This window comes from Maritalea sp. S77 (assembly GCF_049801075.1).
Classification (GTDB): Bacteria; Pseudomonadota; Alphaproteobacteria; order Rhizobiales; family Devosiaceae; genus Maritalea.
The window spans coordinates 84,889-103,590 of record NZ_JBNAGG010000004.1; the positions used below are offsets into that span (position 1 = coordinate 84,889).

Genomic DNA, 18,702 nt, shown 5'->3' on the forward strand with positions numbered 1-18,702 from the left:
TCTCCCGATGTTTAAATGAATTGAAATTGTCCACCAAAATGTCGGCTCTTCTGGCTGGGTTGGTGTTGGTAACTGTACTTTGCACCTCCACGCTTAGCTATTTTTTCTCTGTGCGCTCCTTGCAATATGAAGCAGAAACACGGCTTGGCTCGATTGCTTCACTCAAATCTCGGTTGATTGCCGATCAATTGGCTTCGATCGAGAATGAATTGCTGCTCAATGCCAATAAACGAAACATCACTGATGGTGTGGCGTTGTTGGCAAGCGCCTTTGGTGGGCTTGCTTTTATGGGCGATGTGACCGGGCTGCTGCAATCTGCTTATATCGATGACAACCCTAATAGCGAAACGGAACGTTACTTGATGGAGCGGTCCTCGTTGGGTGATGCCTATGATCGCTATCATGCGGGGCGACATGGTGGGCTGGTCGATATGGCCTTGGCCAGCGACTATGGCGACGTCTACCTTTTCGATAAAAAAGGCAATTTGATCTATTCGGTGTTTAAACATCGCGATTTTGCCAACAATTTTGCGGATGAATCTTCCCCCTATTTTGCCACTGGGTTGGGGAAGGCCTATCGCACAGCGCTGGAATCAGAAGTTGGCGAAACCAGCTTTGCAGACTTTGCGCCTTATCCGTCGGGCACAGGGCAGCAAGCAGCATTTTTTGCGACCCCCGTGGCCGATGAAGAGGGCAAAACCATTGGGGTTATGGCCATTCAGGTGAAGATCGCCACGCTCAGTTCAATCCTTAGGTTGGCCGAGGGATTGGGGATGACCGGGCATTCGCAATTGATGGGTGTTGATGGGCGTTTGATCGCCAGTTCACATGCGGATCGCACTATGGATTATGCGCTTACTGGATTGAGAGACGATAACGCGGACAAATGGCAAAGCCGTTTTGTGGTCAATGCGAATGACGCCAAGGGGGACTTGCGCACATTTGTGTCTGACATTGTCGATTTTGATAAAGCTGCTTGGTCAGTGGGTGTGTCGCAAACGCAGGCGGAATTGATGCAGCCCAGTAAGACGTTGGGCTGGTTGATGTTGGCCGTTGGCATGATCATCATCCTATTGTCGACCAGTTTGGCGCTGCTTTATGCCCGTTCCATTGCCAAACCGATCACGCAGCTCACCGATTGCATGCGCCAATTGGCAAAAGGGACATATGCCATTACTTTGCCTGCAATGACACGTCGCGATGAAATTGGCGATATGCGAGCGACGGTAGATGTTTTCCGATCCAATGCCGAGCGAGTGGCGCAGCTTTCTGCGGACAATGAACAGCGCATGGCGGAGCGCGAAAAAAGATCGGTGCAAATGGACTCGTTTCAGGCGACCATGTCGGAAGTGGTGGAAGCAGCCGCCAATGGTGATTTTTCGCAGCGCTTGCCTGAGAACCAAATGGACTCGCAATTGTCTACTTTGGCTAAGGCCGTGAACAAGCTTGTGCAAAATGTGGAGCGCGGCGTGTCAGAAACCGCACGTGTTTTATCGGCATTGGCGCAGGCTGATTTGACCCAGCGGATGGAAGGGGATTATCGCGGTGCATTTTCTCGCCTCCGCGACGATACGAATGAGGTTGCACAGGCATTGAGTGACATTGTTGCGAAGTTGAAGCGCGCGTCCGTGTCGATCAAAACCGCGAGCCATGGCATGAATCTAAATGCCCAGGATTTGACAGATCGCAGCGGGCAGCAATCGCAATTGGTGCAGGACACAAGGGCGAGCATGCATGAGGTGGCGCAATTGATCAATGCGGCGGCCTCAAGCACAAATGAGGTGGCGCATCGCTCAAAAGACGTGGGTGACACTGCCGTTAAAAATGCGGAAGTGATGCAGCGGGCCAATGAAGCTATGGAGCGGATTACCCAAAGCGCCAACAAGATTTCGGCCATTATCGGTATGATTGACGACATTGCCTTCCAAACAAATTTGCTGGCGCTGAATGCATCTGTTGAAGCGGCAAGAGCAGGGGAAGCTGGTAAAGGCTTCGCAGTTGTGGCCGTTGAAGTGCGCCGCTTAGCGCAATCCGCCGCTGAAGCCTCTAATGAAGTCAAAGCGTTGATTGAGCAAAGCTCCAATGAAGTTTCGCAAGGCTCGAAATTGGTGTCCCAATCCACCAAGATGCTCAATCATATGTTGGATGGGGTGCGCGACAATAACCAAGCGTTGGTGCAGTTGGCGACGGAGACAAATATGCAGGCGCAAACCATCACCCATTTGAGCGAGGATATCTCCAGCTTAGGCGACATGATTAGCGAAAGCTCGGCACTGGTTTTGCGCAACAATGAAAACATCGAACACACAGCTCACCAGTCAAATCGGTTGGATGATATAGTTGAGTTGTTCCATCTTGAAGAGCAGAATCATAGGCTAAGCGCTTAAAGAAAGCGGCGGCAGTTGCAGCCTGCCCTATCTCTGTTCTTCATTCAATTTCAGCGCGCACAGGGCGGAGACAAAGCACATGATCGCAAACAAGCCGATCACCAATTGTGTGCCGAAGAGTTCGCCAATGACGCCAAAGATGGACCCGGCCAGCAACACCACACCGATGATTGTGTTGCTGAGCGCTGTATAAATCGCGCGATCATCCTTTGAAGCCATATCAACCAAATGGGTTGAACGGCCCAAACGGACGCCCTGATAGGCGATCATCAAGCCAAATAGCAACAAAGGTAGGATGAACCAGCTTTCCGCCCAGCCAAATAGGCTGGCCATGGCACTCAGGCTTAGGGCGATGCCGCCCATTAGCCCTGAAAAGGCGAGGGTTTTGCGGCTCGACCGATCTGCCAGACGGCCCCAAATATAGCTAGAGATCAGACCGGCACCTGCGGACGCCAACAGCAATAGACCTAGGCCTTGGAACGCTTCAGTGCCTGCATCAGCGCCACCCAGTGCCACCAGAAATGGGGGCGCGAGGGCGGTGGCGGTGAGCAGAGCGCGGGTGAGGATGAACCAGAACAATTGTTTGTCTTTTGCCAAAGCGGGTGCGTTTTGCAGGGCCAAAGTGAACGGATTGCCACCGCCTTCAGTGGCGCCTTTTTCCTCGGCGAGGCGCAAAAAACTTAGGCTGCCTAATATCCAAAGGGCTGCTGCAATCGCCAAACCGAGTTGCACCACGAACATTTTGTTGTCGCCTGCGATGGTAAGCAGCAAGGCAAAGGCAATGACAAAGCCAGCGCCAATGCTGGCGGCTGTTCCGGTGGCTGTGCCGCGCACGGACTTATCGACGGTTTTGCCCAGCACGTCTTTGTAAGCGACAGAGCAGATTGAGCGCGCGAGAGCGAGAACGGCCAAGAGAGTGAGGATGACAATGCCCAATGCCCACCCCTGCAGTGTAAATGCAGCCAAGGCCATGCCCGCTGCAGCGGCACCTTGCAAAAAAGCGCCAAATGCCCACGCAAATTTACGTTGCGGCAAGCTGCGAATATACCCCGCGGTGAAGAGCTGTGGCAGCAATGCCCCCGCTTCTCGCACAGGCACCAACATGCCGATAATGGCATTGGGGGCACCAGCGCTGGTCAGCAGCCAGCTCAAAATCAATTTGGGATCAACCAGCCCATCCGCCATTTTGCTCATGCTAAGGGAGGCAACATGGATCGCGAAATTGTCCTCTTTTGCATTGCAGGCTTTTTCGGGAATGTCTTTGCACACCCGGCCATCATCTTCAGCGGTCAATAAGTCATAGGCAATTTTGCTGGGTGATTGGCCCATAGATATTTGATCCTTTGTATTCTTTTATAGCGTACGTGACGTCCGCCTCATCCGATCAGCAGTGATGCATTTAAGCATGGATGCGACGTCGATTTGATGTTGGTGAAACTATAGAGGTGCCCAAGAAGAATACGCTAGAAGGAAAACAGTTCCCCTCGTTCAGCAAAGAAATTGCGGCTGCGGGTTTGCTATTTGTCGCGAGCCAAGGTGGTGTGTCGGAAAAAGGAAAACCCGGCCATATTCAGGAGAGGAATAGGTCGGGTTTAGGTGGGCTGTTGGGATAGCTAAGGACGTTCGGTACTTTACGCCAGTTTGCTGAGCGTCTTTCGTAACATGCCCAGCATGGCCATGATCATCAATACTTGGGAGATCAGGCCCAGCGCGATGGAAATCCACCAATTGGGATTCCCGTCGAGTACCATCCAATAGGCTTTTGTGGCGAAGAAAGGGGGGAATATGCCTGCCAGCCAGTCATAGGGTTGGGGTATAAACCAGCCTGCCAAGATGATCCAACCTGCAACGGCGGTGAACTTTGCCATGCCGAACCCTTGCAGCTTGTTTTGCGCAAATATGGCGTAAAACAAAGCGGTGATAGGGGCGGTGAGCATGGCTGTGAGTGCTATAGCGATGGCTTGTGGCCAAGGGGGCAGGTGCATGCCAACCACAAACATCATGCCGAAAAATGCGACAAAGCTCAGCAAGGCGGGCACCGCCAACCGGAAGCCAATAAAGTGGCTGATTTTGATGGGTACCACCTGCATGGCGACAAGTGTTTTGTCTTCTTTTTCATCTAAGAACAAGAAGCCATAAATGGCACCCGCAAGCAGCATCCCCTGAAATACGATGAGGTAGCCGATCAAAAGCGGGAAATAGGTAGACAAAGGTTCCGCAAAATTGGGACCGGGCATCAAACCGATATTTTGGAAATGAGCGTCAAGCGCGGGCAGCGCAAAACGCAACACCAATGCGATCACAATGAGAAAGCTGAACATTAGCAATAGGAAATTGTCCCGTGCGATCAGTTTGATGTCAGTTTGCACAAGTTGTTTCATATGGGCGATTGACAGCATGGCTTTATCCCATCTTCTCAATAATGTGTTTGTCAAAGGCTGCCTTGGCCCAAACGCTAAGCGCAATCAGCAGAAGCAGCGTGTAACCCAGTGCATAAATTTGTTCCCAAGGGGCTAGGTCGCGATAGGCACCCATGATGACCATGGTGGGCGCGCTGGTTGGGATCAATAAGATGCTCCAATGTTCCACCAAGCCGAAAAAATAGAGGAAGGGCAGCTGCAAGATCACGGCGACAATCGCCATCGGAATCATGAACTCGGTGATCGAGCGATAACGCACGACCATGGCAAGGCCGACCAAAGTGTAGACCACGCCGACCGAAAATATGCCCAATAGCAGCCAAACTGGATCGGGCCAAATTGGCGGTTCGTTGAAGGCCAAAATGGCCATGGCACCGAACAATGACAAAAATGTTTCGAATGTTGCGAGCATGACGAGCGAGCCCACTTTAGATATCAGATATTCCGTGTCGCGCATGGGCGTGACAATGGTGGCGGAGATGGTGCCTTCGTCTTTTTCGAAAATCAGCATGCCAGCCACATAAAGCATTGTGGTGCCACCAATGATCAACACAACAATTGCGGGGAAGGCGTTGCCCAGTTGCTCCATATTCACCAGTTGCGACAAGGCAATGGCGATCAGCAGCGAAATCACGATACCAATATGGTAGAGCTTATTGCGAAACTGCACTCTTACATCGGTTTTAAACTCGTTCCAAAGCCGGGTCATTGTGCCAATTCCTTGCCCGTCACTTCGATGAAGATGTTGTCGAGTGTGGTCTCCTGGGTGTGGATGCGCTCAATGCGTTGATCTGATTGGATGAGGGACAGAAAATCTTGGTTTTGCCCCAAGCCGTCCAATTCAAACTCTTTATTGATCAAATTATCATTGTCCACATAGTCGACGCGTACGCTGCGCTTGCCATATTTGGCTTTTAGCTTCTCTGGCGCATCGATGGTGGAGATTTTGCCGTTAGTGATGAAGGCAACGCGATCGCACAGCTCATCGGCCAAGGTCATATTGTGGGTGGTGACAAAAATTGTTGTGCCTTTTGCACGCAGACTGAGAACAAGATCTTTAATCCGTTTGCCGTTCACCGGATCGAGGCCGGAGGTTGGTTCATCCAAGAATAGAATTTTTGGATTGTGCATCAGGGCACGGGCAACATTAAGCCGAATTTTCATGCCTTTGGAAAAGTCTGACGTGAGCTTATCTGCGTCGTCGTACAAATCGACCCACTTTAAAACGGTATCTGGATCGAACTCGATATGTTTATAGAAGCCAGCGAAATGCTCCAGATTCTCGCGCGCGGTGAGCTTGAGATAATGGTTCGGCAGTTCGAACGACACACCAATATGTTCATAAAGTGAATTGTCCCATTCGCGCACTTCTTTATCCATGACTTGAATGGCGCCGCGATAATTTTTCAAGAGCCCAATAAGGATCTTTTGCGTGGTGGACTTGCCTGAGCCAGAAGGGCCCAGAAAGCCAAAGATTTCGCCTTTTGTGATCTCAAAATTCAGGCCTTGGATCGTGTCTTTCGACGCGCCCGGATAGGCGAATTGCAAATTCTCAACGCGGATCATCTATTTCTCCTTTAAGTCCGCTGCTTCTTGTTGTGCAGCGAGAAAATCTTTTTGTGCTTCTGCATAAATTTGGCGCAAAATACGTTTGCCCGTTTCGCTATCCGCGCCTTCTTCAGGGGTGAGGGCGCGGTGCATAAAATCAGCAATGCCCTTCACCACATCATCAGTTGGCGGAATATGTTCCGTGGGGACAAATTCGGCGATGGTGACCATGCCAAAGCTGATCATATCCATGATGTGGGCGACAACTTTTGGATCCAGCTCTTTGCGAATGGCGCCAGCCTGCTGCATCAGTGCCACAAATTCATGGCGCATGCCCTGCCGCTGGTTTTTGACAAAGAAATTGTCTTTTTTCTTGAGATAGTTGCCCAATATCGCGCCGTCTTGCCGCATGATCACTGCCATGAGGGGCGTCCGGTCGATCACCTTGAGCATGTTGAGATATAGATTGCCAATCAGGCCGCCTTCGGGGTCTTCCTCAATGGCGGTGAACCAGTTTGCGGAGAAACCTAGCATCGCCCGCACCAGCATTTTTTCAATCAAATCATCTTTTGAACTGAAATGGAGATAGACCGCGCCTTTAGAAATGCCCGCTTCTTTTGCGATGTCAGCGACGGTGGTTTTGTCATAGCCAAATTTGACCAACAGTCGCTCCGTCGCGTCAAAGATGTCTTTCTCGCGTTCGGAAACATTAACATCGATCAAAAGATTATTGTTGGCCATAGAGCACGCTATCTCCTCAAGTATGAATTTTTAACAATATGACCAAAAATGCAAAATTGGTCAAATGGTTTTTGGGTGTAAGATTTTTGAGGAAAAAGCAACAGTTTTGGCATTTTAAGTTGTATTGTATTCAAATATTACTAGATATTAAGCTTGTAATTTTGCCGGGCTGTTAAATGCTGGAAAGAACAGTAGCTATTGTTTGCGCAGAATCGGGCGCATGGCCTAATGCCTTTAGGGACAATTTAAGTAGTCTTGGCGTCGGACATGTTGAGGTTGTTGCAAATGTTGATCATTTTGAAGGGGCGCTTGACCCCGACAAGATTAACTTTGTCTTTTTTCAACAGGCGGTCGGTCTTCAATTCATGGTGAAGACTTTGCGCATCTTGCGCATGTTCCCACGTGGTGATGTGAAATACTCTCCAGCGATCCTCATGGCTCGTGAATTGGTGGAAACGCAATTGCGGCAAATGGTGGAGTTGGGGTTCGACGATGTTATCCAATTCCCTTGCACAAAAGGGATGTTGCGGCATCGCATGCATAAGCAACTGATGAGCCCCGTTTCTTACTTTATTACTGAGAATTATTTTGGGCCCGATCGTCGTGCCTTTTTTGAAGGTGAAGCTGGACAAAAGCCACGGTTTGGCACACGTGCCTTTGAGCGGCGCACTTTTATGCGCAACCCGGACCATGGGGTAGCGATTATGGACATTCATAAATATGAGCCGGATGAGGCTAAACAAGATGGGTCAGACCATATCGAGATTTAGTGCTTGGACCTGGCAATAGCTATTCGGCCTTAGGTAAAGTCCTCTAAGGGTCCGTTTACCGCATTTCATGATGCAATTGTGTGTAACTATTTGTAATTCAGTAATGAATTGGGCTGTATTCTGAATTCATACTTTATGAGATTAAGAATTTGGCATGTTCAATAGAAGTAGTGCGTTTATCATTTGCGCAGATGGCACTTGGGCCAAGAGCTTTCACACTGTGTTGGCAGAGATTGGGTTTGGCCATATTGAACACATCAGCAAAACCAAGCAGCTCAGTGCGGTGCCCTTTTCACGACCGCTTCAATTTTGCTTCTTAACTCAGGCGAGTACATCTGAAGAAATAAGGTTGGCCACCAAGATTGTGCGTGGGCACAAGCACGAGCGGCACCGATTTTCCCCGATGATTATGCTGGCGCGCGAGCTGTCGCGGCCTGCGATTTACGATTATATCGCAGCGGGCTTAGACGATATTTTGCAGTTTCCCTGTTCGCTTAAATTTATGAGTAGTCGCTTGGGGCGGCAATTAAACAGACAGCTTAAATATTACGAAACCGAAGATTATTTTGGGCCGGATCGTCGGCGGCATCATGATGATGCGGCGGATGTGGGCGACCGGCGGGTGGGGCGATCTGACTTTCGCCGCCACCTTATCCGACGCGATCCGTTTAAAGGGGTCGAGATTCTAGATATTTATGACCACCAAGCGGATGCACAAAATGTGCAGCGGGAGCAAGCTGGCTAGGCGCTTTTTTGGTTCAACTGATCCAATGCATATTCGCGCATACCCTCAAGTTCGCCGATTGCGTTATCAAGGTCTTTTCGCTGTTCATTGAGCTGCTTAAGTCGAGAATTTACGCGATTAAGCAAATGCTGAGTTTGTGCGGTTTTGGTTCGATCAGCGTCATAGAGCTCCAAATATTCGGAGATTTCTTTTAGCGAAAATCCAAGGCGCTTGCCGCGCAGAATCAAAAGTAAGCGGGTGCGGTCACGCCGCCGGAAAACGCGGGTGGTGCCCACCCGATCCGGCTTGAGCAATCCTTTGGATTCGTAAAACCGGATCGTGCGTGTTGAGATGTCGAACTCTTTGGCCAACTCCGTGATGGCGTAAAGCTCGTTTTGATCACGTTGTTCAGCCATTAGCTCTTCTTCAATTTTGCATATTCGTCGCGTAGCTCATTCTTCGAAAGCTTGCCCACCAATGTTTTGGGCAGCTCGCTTTTGAAAATGATTTCGCGTGGCATTTCGATTTTTGACAAATATTGTCTGATGAACTCAGCCAGTTCCTTTTCGCTGAGGTTGGATCCTTCAACGCGTTTGACGAAGGCAATCGGGGCCTCCCCACGATAGTCATCTTCTACGCCGATAACATTGCATTCATCCACCTCGTCGTGATGATAAAGTGCATCTTCAATGGCGCGCGGATAGACGTTAAAGCCTGAGCAGATGATAATGTCTTTGATGCGATCGACAATGAAGAGGTGGCCTTCTTCATCAGCATAACCAACGTCGCCGGTGCGGAAATATCCGTTCACAAATGCATTTGCGTTGGCTTCGTCATTGTCCAAATAGCCGGGCATAACTTGAGGCCCTTTGGCCACCAATTCCCCACGTTCCCCAGGGGCCACAAATTTGGCCGGATCCTCTACATCGACAAATTGAACGTCGGTGCCTGGAAGGGGCATGCCAATTGAGTTTTCTTTATTTGGTGCGTAGAGCGGCGAGCAACATAGCACTGGGGACGTTTCGGTGAGTCCATAGCCCTCGGCGATGCGCCCCCCGGTTGCTTTTGCGAAAGCCAGCTGGGTTTCGCGGGGGAGTGCTGCGCCGCCGGAGATGCCAATCTTTAGGCTAGAGAGATCGTATTTCTCCCGCTCAGGCGCTGTTGCCAAGGCATGTGAAAGTGTAGGTACCGCTGGCAAAATGCTTGCTCTGGTGCGATGGATCATCTCCAAAAGTGATTTGCGTTCATATCGCGGCAACATCGCGACTTTCACCCCGCTGGTCAGCGGGGTGTTCATGCACACTGTCATCGCAAAAATGTGGAAGAAGGGAATCACCGCTGCCAAAGTGGCGTCGGGGCGGAACAAGTCTACGCCCCATAGATCGATCTGGCTTAAATTGGCGGCGATATTGCCGTGGGTTAAAACTGCGGCCTTCGGCGCACCTGTGGTGCCGCCGGTGAATTGGAGAACGGCCATATCATCTTCGTTGATTTCAACCGGGTCAGCCTTGAGGTTTTTGTCCAGCAGTTCATGCCAGCTTACATATTTGCTTTTGACATTTTGGTCACTGAGCGTGGCGAGGTCTTTGCCCTTAAAAATCTTGAACAAAAACTTCTTCAGTGTAGGGAGCGCGGTTGGAAAGTGTGAAACCACAAGCTTGTTGGCCATGCCTTCCTGCATCAGCTTTTCGGCCTTTTCCAGCGTAAGCTTCAAATCTGTCGTGACCAAAATATCGGCATCAGAATTTTTGAGAATGTGGGTCAGCTCAGAGTGGGTATAAAGCGGATTGCAGTTCACAATCGTGGCGCCAATTTTAAGCGCTGCGTAATAAATGACCGGAAAGAAAGGGGTGTTGGGCAATAAAAGCGCAACGCGGCTGCCCTTTTTAAGGCCAAGCTCTTTTTGCAAGGCGCCCGCCATGCGTTCGATCTGGTCGCCCATTTCAGCATAGGTTGTTTCTGCGCCGAGAAAATCCAACGCGACAAGGCTTGCATGTTCTTTCACCGCGCGATCAATGCGGGTGGGCACGGGGGTAGTGTCAATCTCTGCAAAATAGTCGATACCATCTGGATAATGGTCGATCCATGGCTGGTATGGCGTATGCTCGGTTTGTTTGGTCATTTTCAGCTCCCTACTGCGTGCCCCCTCAAGCACAGTTACAAATTATATTCAGATATTGACGTTAACGTCAATTAAGCGACGCAATTTTGGTTGAAAAATGAACAAATTGGGATCTGATGCATTATACTTGTGTTTTTGCGGTGTTTTTCAATCTGTTGCCGATAAAGTCATCTGATTGACGTTAACGTGAATATGTGCCAGACTTGCGCCGATATTGCCGAAAGGCACTTTATATGGTTGCGCATGTCGCAAAAAAGGCAAAAACTTGTGGTCTGGCTAAGTTGCGGCCGTAAGCCTTGTCGAAAGGCCCGTTTGGGAGGGTAAAATGACACTATTGATGACGCTAATTTTTATCGTTGGGTTTGTTGCTTTGGCGATCACGGAGGCCAAACTCATCATTTGGGGTTTGGCGGCGCTGGCCTATGCCGCGCTCGCTTTGGCGCTTGGCGGCGCGCTGTCGTTGAATGCAGTGGCGGTGTTGGCCTTCATCCCCGGTATTGTCTTCATTCTGCTAAGTGTGCCAATGATCCGGCGTCTGGTGTTGACCAACCATATTTATAAAGCCGTTAAATCTATTTTGCCGCGTGTGTCGCGCACTGAGCAAGAAGCGTTGGATGCGGGCACCGTTGGTTGGGATGCTGAATTGTTTTCAGGCCGTCCACAATGGGGAAAATTGCTGGATATTGAAAAGCCGCATTTGACCGAAGAAGAGCAAGCCTTTTTGGATGGGCCGACCGAAGAGGCCTGCAAAATGATCGACGATTGGGACACACGTCACAATCGCGCGGACATGCCGGAGGAAGTTTGGCAATATCTCAAGGACAATGGGTTCTTGGGCATGTTAATTTCCAAAGAGCATGGCGGGCTAGGTTTCACAGCGCAGGCGCAATCGATGATCGTTTCGAAGATTGCGGGCCGTTCCATCGCCGCAGGCATCACCGTGATGGTGCCCAACTCATTGGGGCCGGGTGAATTGCTGGAAAAATACGGCACCAAAGAACAGCAAGATAAATATCTTGAGCGATTGGCGAAGGGCAAGGAAGTGCCTTGCTTTGCCTTGACTGCGCCGCACGCTGGTTCTGACGCTGCAGGCATGCGCGATGTTGGCGTGGTGTGCGAAGGTATGCATGAGGGCAAGAAAGTATTGGGCGTGAAGCTCAATTGGGAAAAGCGTTACATTACGCTCGGCCCAGTGGCGACGTTGCTCGGTTTGGCGTTCAATCTTTATGATCCTGAAAATCGTCTGGGTAAGGGCACCAATGTGGGCATTACTTTAGCATTGATCCCCACGGACCATGAAGGCGTGAATATTGGCCGCCGGCACTATCCTGCGCGCTCTGCCTTTATGAATGGCCCGAACTCAGGCAAAGATGTGTTTATCCCGCTCGATTGGATTATCGGTGGCACTGAATATTGTGGCCAAGGGTGGCGCATGTTGATGGAATGCCTGTCTACAGGTCGGGCGATTTCACTGCCTGCTATTGGAACAGTTTCAATCAAACAAGCGCTGCGGGTGACATCTGCTTATGCACGCATCCGTCGCCAATTCGGGATTTCGATTGGCATGATGGAAGGTGTGGCAGAGCCCGTCGCTCGTCTGGTCAAAGATTCATATATGTATGAAGGTGCGCGGGCGACCACTGCCGCGATGGTCGATGAAGGTCAAAAGCCTTCCGTGATTTCGGCGTTGCTGAAATATCGCACCACAGACGCGATGCGTGAACGCATTAATGATGCCATGGATGTGCATGGCGGTCGTGCGGTGTGTGACGGTCCGTCCAACTATTTGTTCGCGGGTTATCAGGCGGTGCCTGTGGCGATCACCGTGGAAGGCGCGAACATCTTGACCCGCACATTGATCACCTTTGCGCAAGGCGCGTTGCGGGCGCACCCGTTCCTTTATAAAGAGATTTCTGCCGCGCAGAATGAAAATGTAGCCGAGGGGCAAAAGGCGTTCGATAAGGCATTTGCGGGCCATACCGGCTTTATGCTGCGCAATATCTTGGCCAGCTTCCTTCACAGCCTGACCTTTGGCCGCTTTGCGTCCTCACCACGCAACGGCCCAACCAAGATTTACTATCAACGTTTGCACCGCTACGCGCAGAACTTTGCGCTTGTGGGCGACTGGGTTGTGGCGTTCCTCGGTGGTGATCTGAAGCGCAAGCAGCGTATTTCTGGCCGGATGGCAGATATCTTGTCTGACCTTTATTTGATGTCGACCACGTTGAAGCGTTGGGAAGATGATGGCGCGATTGCGGATGATTTGCCGATTGTGCAAGCCATTGCTGAAGATCGGTTCGCTGCAATCGAGCATAGTTTTGATCAGGTTTTCAACAATTTCCCTAACCCGGTTTTGCGGACTTTGATGCGCTTTTTGGTGTTCCCATTGGGGCGCCGCGCGAAGGGCTCATCAGATCGTGAAAATTATCGCTTGGCGAAAGCAATGTTGCGCCATTCAGAGCAGCGCGACCGCTTGACGCGCGATATCTTTGTTAGCTTCGATCCAAGTGATCGGACAGGCATTTTGGAAGATACATTGCAAAAGGTTGAAGAGGCTGCAGAAATTGAGAAGCGCTTTATCCGTGCCTTGAAGAAAGGCGAGATTGCGCGACGCCTTGACCGAGATGCCATTGATGATGCTGTCGATAAAGGTATTCTGAATGACAATGAAGCGGGCATTTTGCGCGCGGCTGATGAAGCAACAGATAAGGTGATTCAAGTGGATGATTTCGCGTCTAAGGAGCTGGGCGCGCATGGCGACAATCAAAGCAATGTTGCGGCACAATAAATAAATGGGAGCGAACACTGTGGCACAACCTAAAATGCCAACGCTGAAATATTGGCACTTTGAAATCGATGTAGAGCAAATTGGCTGGCTAACCATCGACACGCCAAGATCGCCAGTGAATGTGCTAAGCCGTGAATGTATCGAAGAGCTCGAAAAGCTGGTATTGCGGTTTGAAGATTTGGCCGCATCAGGCGAGTTGGCTGGTGTGGTACTGTTGTCTGCTAAGGACAATGGCTTTGTGGCCGGAGCAGATGTGCGCGAATTTGATGAAATGAGCGATCCTTCCATTTTGCCCGCAGCGCTGGAACGCACCCACGCTCTATTTAACAAGATCGAAAATCTCTCCATACCCATTGTTGCAGGCATTCATGGTTTCTGCCTTGGTGGTGGTTTGGAGTTGGCGCTGGCGTGTCATTATCGGATTGCGGTGAATGATGACACGACTAAGCTTGGCTTTCCTGAAGTTAAGTTGGGCATTTTCCCCGGATTTGGCGGCACAGGGCGTTCCATTCGCCAAGCAGGCCCAATCGCGGCGATGACCGCCATGCTCACAGGCAAGAATTATCGTGCAGGCCAAGCTAAGGGCATGGGGTTAGTTGATCGATTGGTGACCCATCGCGATCAATTGCGCTGGGCAGGCCGAAAAGCCGTGATGCAACGGCAGAAATCTAAACCTGCTTCGCTCACCAAGCGTGTGATGGCAATGGGGCCCTTGCGAGGCTACACTGCCAACAAAATGCGTGAGCAGACCCAGAAAAAAGCCAATCCTAAACATTACCCTGCTCCACATAAGCTCATCGATCTTTATGAGAAATATGGTGATGATCCGAAAGCCTTTATGAAGGCTGAGATTGAGTATTTCCCCGAACTGATGGCCAGCGATACGGCTGAAAATCTGCGTCGTGTCTTTTTCCTTTCTGAGGGTCTGAAGGCGCAGGGCGTGAAAGGCGAGAAGCCAGTTTTCCGTCGTGTTCATGTGGTGGGTGCAGGCGTGATGGGCGGCGATATTGCAGCTTGGTGCGCCATGCGCGGCATGGAAGTGACTTTGCAAGATTTGGATATGGAGCGGATTACGCCAGCGTTGAAGCGAGCGAAAAAGCTGTTCAAGAAGCGCTTGAAAAAACCGCAAGCTGTTGAGGCTGCTGTGTCGCGCTTGGTGGCCGACCCGGAAGGTAAGGGTGTTTCGCGCGCTGATGTTGTGATCGAGGCGATCGTTGAAAATCTTGAAATCAAGCAAAAACTTTTCACCTCGCTTGAACCAAAGATGAAAAAGAACGCGATTATGGCGACCAATACGTCTTCCATCCCGTTGGAAGATATCGCTTCGGCGTTGAAACAGCCTAAGCGTCTTATTGGCCTGCATTTCTTTAACCCGGTGGCGCAGTTGCCATTGGTTGAAGTGATCAAGCAAGCGAAAAATACCGATGCGCAAGTGCGCATGGGTGCAAGTTTTTGCACAGCTATTGGCAAGAGCCCCGTAGTTGTGAAAAGCGCGCCGGGCTTTTTGGTCAACCGCGTATTGATGCCTTACATGTTGCAAGCGGTGATGCGCGTTGAAAATGGCGAAAATGCTGAACAGATCGACAAAGCCGCCGTTGCATTTGGAATGCCCATGGGGCCGATTGAATTGATGGACGTGGTTGGCCTTGATGTGGGCAAAGCCGTGGCCGAAGAATTGGGTCAACATGTGGAAGAGGGCGGCAAATTTGCGTCGCTTGTTGCACAGGGCTATTTGGGCCGAAAGACGGGCCAAGGGTTTTACAAATGGGAAGATGGCAAGGCCCAAAAGGGTGACGCCGCGCCACATGCCAATCTTGAAGGGCTTGGCCGCGATTTGGTGCAACCCTTGGTGGATGAGTGCGAAGTGTGCGTGGAAGAAGGTGTGGTCGTTAATGCGGATATGGCCGACATTGGCGTGATCTTCGGCACGGGTTTTGCACCGTTCCTTGGCGGTCCGCTTAAAGCCCGTCGCGATGGCAAAGCGTAAGAATAAGGAATAGGGATTATGACAAAAACACAAAAGCGTGTCGCAATTGTTGGCAGTGCCCGCATTCCTTTTTGCCGGGCTCATACGGGATATGTAGACGAAACCAACCTTTCCATGATGACGGGCGCTCTCAAGGGGCTGGTCGACAAATATAAATTGAAAGATACGCATATCGATGAAGTGATGGGCGGTGTGGTGCTTAACCACAGCCGTGACTTCAACATAGCGCGCGAAGCCGCATTGAATGCTGGTTTGGCACCATCCACACCTGGCACCACAGTGCAGATAGCTTGCGGCACGTCTTTGCAGGCGGCGCTTCTGGTTGGCGCGAAAATTGCGACTGGCGAGATTGAAAGCGGCATCACTTGCGGCGCTGACAGCGTAAGCGATAGCCCGATTGTGTTTGGCCCGAAATTTTCCAAACGCATGATCAAATTGAGCCGTGCCAAAACATTGGGCCAGAAGCTCGGTGTGTTTAAAGGTTTCAATTTTGGCGAGGTTGTGCCAAACGCACCTTCGACAGCAGAGCCGCGCACTGGCTTATCAATGGGCCAGCATTGTGAGTTGATGGCGCGCGAATGGGGCCTGACAAGAGAAGAGCAAGATGAGTGGGCGCTTGGCTCGCACCAAAAAGCAGCCAAAGCCTATGAAGAGGGCTTTCATGATGACCTGATCGTGCCCCATGCGGGCATTGTGCGCGACAATAATGTGCGTGCCGACAGCTCTTTAGAAAAGCTTGCAAGCTTGAAGCCAAGTTTTGATCGCAAATCCGGCCACGGCACATTAACAGCCGCCAATTCAACGCCGCTTACAGATGGCGCCGCATCCGTGCTGCTGGCCAGCGAAGAATGGGCAAAAGAGCGCGGTCTGCCAATCCTGGGCTATTTGCGCACAGGGGCAGTGAGTGCCAATGATTTTGCGCATGGGGATGGCTTACTTATGGCGCCAACCATTGCTGTCTCAAACATGTTGGCGCGCGAAGAGCTGAGCTTTGCTGACATTGACCTGTTTGAAATTCACGAAGCTTTTGCCGCTGTTTTGTTGTGCACAGTTAAAGCCTTTGCTGACAAGACGTACAATAAGCAGGTTTTGGGGCGCGATAAGCCGTTGGGGAAAATTGATCTGAAAAAGGTTAATTTGACGGGCTCAAGTGTGGCGTATGGTCACCCATTTGCTGCAACAGGCGCGCGAATCCTTGGGGCCACAGTGAATCTGCTGGAACGCGAAAAGAAAGAGCGCGCGCTCATTTCTGTTTGTACAGCTGGCGGCCAAGGGGTCGCGGCAATTATTGAGCGAAATTAGGGGTTTATTTTTATCTCAAGATGAGGTGAAATCTCAATTCGCCGTATCGCATTGCTATATGGCCGATTGGTATGGGAGTCGAATGGGAGCCAAAAAATTGGGGTTTTTCCCTCAATTTTTTCAAAATGGCTTAGATTCTACGCTTGCCAAAAGGTTTAAGAGAGCGTTACGGTGATTGTCTGACAGTTGCATTTTGTAACTGTCTTATTTAAGTCGGCAGCTATATACGGCAAGACCGACAGGGAAACGTCTACTAGGGAGAGTAGTTTTATGAAGTTTACCACAATGTTCAAAATGGCGTCTGCCACAGCAATCGTTGCTGCAATGACATCTGGCGCCTATGCGGACAATATGCATCCGATGACCGGCGAAAAGCTGGCTGAAGATCAAACCTTCACCTATCGTTTGCTCGATGGTATCCCAACACTTGACCCACAATTGAACGAAGACGTATCTGGTTCAGATATTCTTCGCGATTTGTTTGAGGGCTTGTTGAACCAAGACGCTAAAGGCAACCTGATCCCAGGTGTTGCTGAAAGCTGGGAAGCCAACGATGACAACACAGTTTACACATTTAAGTTGCGCGATGATGCAAAATGGTCGAACGGCGATCCAGTAACAGCTGGTGATTTCGTATACGCTTGGCAGCGCGCGGCAGACCCAGCAACTGCGTCACCATATTCATGGTTCGTTGAGTTGATGTCTATCGAGAATGCTTCAGAAATCATTGCGGGCGACAAAGACCCATCTGAGTTGGGTGTTGAAGCTGTTGATGATCAAACATTCAAAGTGACTTTGACATCTGCGTTGCCATATTTCGCAGCGATGACAACACACGCAACAACTTTCCCAGTTCACAAAGCAACCATCGATGAGCATGGTGATGAGTGGACACGCCCTGAGAACATGGTTTCTAACGGCGCATACAAGTTGACTGAGTGGGTGTTGAACGAGCGGACAACACGTGAACGCAACGAAATGTATTGGAACAATGACAAAACAATCTTGGATAAGGTTGTGACATTGGTGATCAATGACGAAAACGTTGCTTTGACTCGTTACCGTGCTGGCGAACTTGACCGTACAGAAATTCCTGCTGGTCAATATCCTGCCTTGAGCAAAGAGTTGCCAAATGAAGCAACTGTGTTCCCACGTCTATGCTCTTACTACTATACGTTCAACATGTCTGATAAAGGCCCAGAAGCATTTAAAGATCAGCGTGTACGCCAAGCATTGTCATATGCTGTGGATCGTAAAGTGATCACAGACAACATCTTGCAGGCTGGTCAGTACCAAGCTTACACCTTTACACCAGGTGCAACTGCTGGCTTCGAAGTTCCTGATGTTGCCTTCGGTCAAATGACCCAAGCAGAGCGTGACGAAAAAGCGAAAGAACTGTTGGCTGAAGCTGGTTACGGCGCAGACAACCCATTGAAGTTCGATATGCTTTACAACACTTCTGAAGCACACAAGAAAATCGCTGTTGCGATGTCTCAAATGTGGAAGCAGAAGTTGGGCGTTGAAGCTACACTTGCGAACATGGAGTGGAAAACATTCCTTGAAACACGTGGTAACCAAGACTTTGAATTGGCACGTGGCGCATGGTGCGGCGACTACAACGAAGCTTCAACATTCTTGGATCTTGTAACCACACCTTCTGGCTACAATGATGGCAAGTACTCAAATGCTGAAGTTGACGAGTTGATGGTTGATGCGAAGACTTCAAGCGACGCAAGTGCGAACTACACACGCGTTGAAGAAATCATCGCTGAAGAAATGCCAATCATCCCAATTTACCACTACACTGGTAACTTGATGCTCAAGGAAAACCTCAAAGGTTGGCCTGTTGAGAACGTTGAGCAAAACTGGTACAGCCGCGACCTTTATAAGGTAGCTGAATAACCAATTTAAGC

14 protein-coding genes are annotated in these 18,702 nt (G+C 50.3%); 7 read left to right on the plus strand and 7 right to left on the minus strand.

The features are described 5' to 3' along the window. The first annotated feature begins 38 nt into the window (after positions 1–38). Positions 39–2,387: a methyl-accepting chemotaxis protein gene (locus ACP15Y_RS13495; RefSeq protein ID WP_424983627.1), complete on the plus strand. Its 2,349-nt coding sequence runs from the start codon at positions 39–41 to the stop codon at positions 2,385–2,387. A 27-nt stretch (positions 2,388–2,414) separates the two neighbouring features. Here the strand turns inward: ACP15Y_RS13495 and ACP15Y_RS13500 are convergent, their stop codons facing one another. From ACP15Y_RS13500 to ACP15Y_RS13520, 5 genes are all read right to left on the minus strand, one after another. Continuing rightward, positions 2,415–3,716, minus strand: a complete 1,302-nt coding sequence (locus ACP15Y_RS13500) for an MFS transporter (RefSeq protein ID WP_424983628.1) — start codon at positions 3,714–3,716, stop codon at positions 2,415–2,417. A gap of 302 nt (positions 3,717–4,018) precedes the next feature. Continuing rightward, the gene (locus ACP15Y_RS13505; RefSeq protein ID WP_424983629.1) at positions 4,019–4,786 is read right to left on the minus strand and encodes a hypothetical protein; all 768 of its coding nucleotides are present in this window, start codon (positions 4,784–4,786) and stop codon (positions 4,019–4,021) included. Positions 4,787–4,790: 4 nt separating this feature from the next. Beyond that, complete coding sequence (locus ACP15Y_RS13510) at positions 4,791–5,516, minus strand: hypothetical protein (RefSeq protein ID WP_424983630.1); 726 nt, start codon at positions 5,514–5,516, stop codon at positions 4,791–4,793. Beyond that, a complete protein-coding gene (locus ACP15Y_RS13515) occupies positions 5,513–6,373 on the minus strand; it encodes an ATP-binding cassette domain-containing protein (RefSeq protein WP_424983631.1) in 861 nt (286 codons plus the stop codon). The genes ACP15Y_RS13510 and ACP15Y_RS13515 overlap by 4 nt, the downstream gene beginning before the upstream one ends. Next, the gene (locus tag ACP15Y_RS13520) at positions 6,374–7,096 is read right to left on the minus strand and encodes a TetR/AcrR family transcriptional regulator (protein ID WP_424983632.1); all 723 of its coding nucleotides are present in this window, start codon (positions 7,094–7,096) and stop codon (positions 6,374–6,376) included. 365 nt (positions 7,097–7,461) lie between these two features. Between ACP15Y_RS13520 and ACP15Y_RS13525 the strand changes: the two genes are divergently transcribed. Both ACP15Y_RS13525 and ACP15Y_RS13530 read left to right on the plus strand, forming a co-directional pair. Continuing rightward, positions 7,462–7,866, plus strand: coding sequence for a hypothetical protein (locus ACP15Y_RS13525; RefSeq protein ID WP_424983633.1), 405 nt, complete (start codon positions 7,462–7,464; stop codon positions 7,864–7,866). A gap of 154 nt (positions 7,867–8,020) precedes the next feature. After that, on the plus strand, positions 8,021–8,611 hold the full coding sequence (locus tag ACP15Y_RS13530; RefSeq protein ID WP_424983634.1) for a hypothetical protein: 591 nt from the start codon (positions 8,021–8,023) through the stop codon (positions 8,609–8,611). Here the strand turns inward: ACP15Y_RS13530 and ACP15Y_RS13535 are convergent. Beyond that, positions 8,608–9,006 (minus strand): MerR family transcriptional regulator, encoded by a 399-nt coding sequence (locus tag ACP15Y_RS13535; RefSeq protein WP_424983635.1) that lies wholly within the window; start codon positions 9,004–9,006, stop codon positions 8,608–8,610. The genes ACP15Y_RS13530 and ACP15Y_RS13535 overlap by 4 nt on opposite strands. Further along, entirely contained in the window at positions 9,006–10,712 is a 1,707-nt protein-coding gene (locus ACP15Y_RS13540; RefSeq protein ID WP_424983636.1) for a long-chain-fatty-acid--CoA ligase, read from the minus strand. Before ACP15Y_RS13540 ends, ACP15Y_RS13535 begins: the two co-directional genes overlap by 1 nt. 325 nt (positions 10,713–11,037) lie before the next feature. On the opposite strand from ACP15Y_RS13540, the gene ACP15Y_RS13545 reads away from it, so the two are divergent. The 4 genes from ACP15Y_RS13545 to ACP15Y_RS13560 all read left to right on the plus strand — a co-directional run bounded on the left by ACP15Y_RS13545 (position 11,038) and on the right by ACP15Y_RS13560 (position 18,691). After that, positions 11,038–13,500, plus strand: coding sequence for an acyl-CoA dehydrogenase (locus tag ACP15Y_RS13545; RefSeq protein ID WP_424983637.1), 2,463 nt, complete (start codon positions 11,038–11,040; stop codon positions 13,498–13,500). 19 nt (positions 13,501–13,519) lie between these two features. Beyond that, on the plus strand, positions 13,520–15,487 hold the full coding sequence (locus tag ACP15Y_RS13550; RefSeq protein WP_424983638.1) for a 3-hydroxyacyl-CoA dehydrogenase NAD-binding domain-containing protein: 1,968 nt from the start codon (positions 13,520–13,522) through the stop codon (positions 15,485–15,487). Positions 15,488–15,505: 18 nt separating this feature from the next. Beyond that, the gene (locus tag ACP15Y_RS13555; RefSeq protein WP_424983639.1) at positions 15,506–16,789 is read left to right on the plus strand and encodes an acetyl-CoA C-acetyltransferase; all 1,284 of its coding nucleotides are present in this window, start codon (positions 15,506–15,508) and stop codon (positions 16,787–16,789) included. Positions 16,790–17,059: 270 nt separating this feature from the next. Further along, the gene (locus tag ACP15Y_RS13560; protein ID WP_424983640.1) at positions 17,060–18,691 is read left to right on the plus strand and encodes a peptide ABC transporter substrate-binding protein; all 1,632 of its coding nucleotides are present in this window, start codon (positions 17,060–17,062) and stop codon (positions 18,689–18,691) included. Positions 18,692–18,702 lie beyond the last annotated feature (11 nt).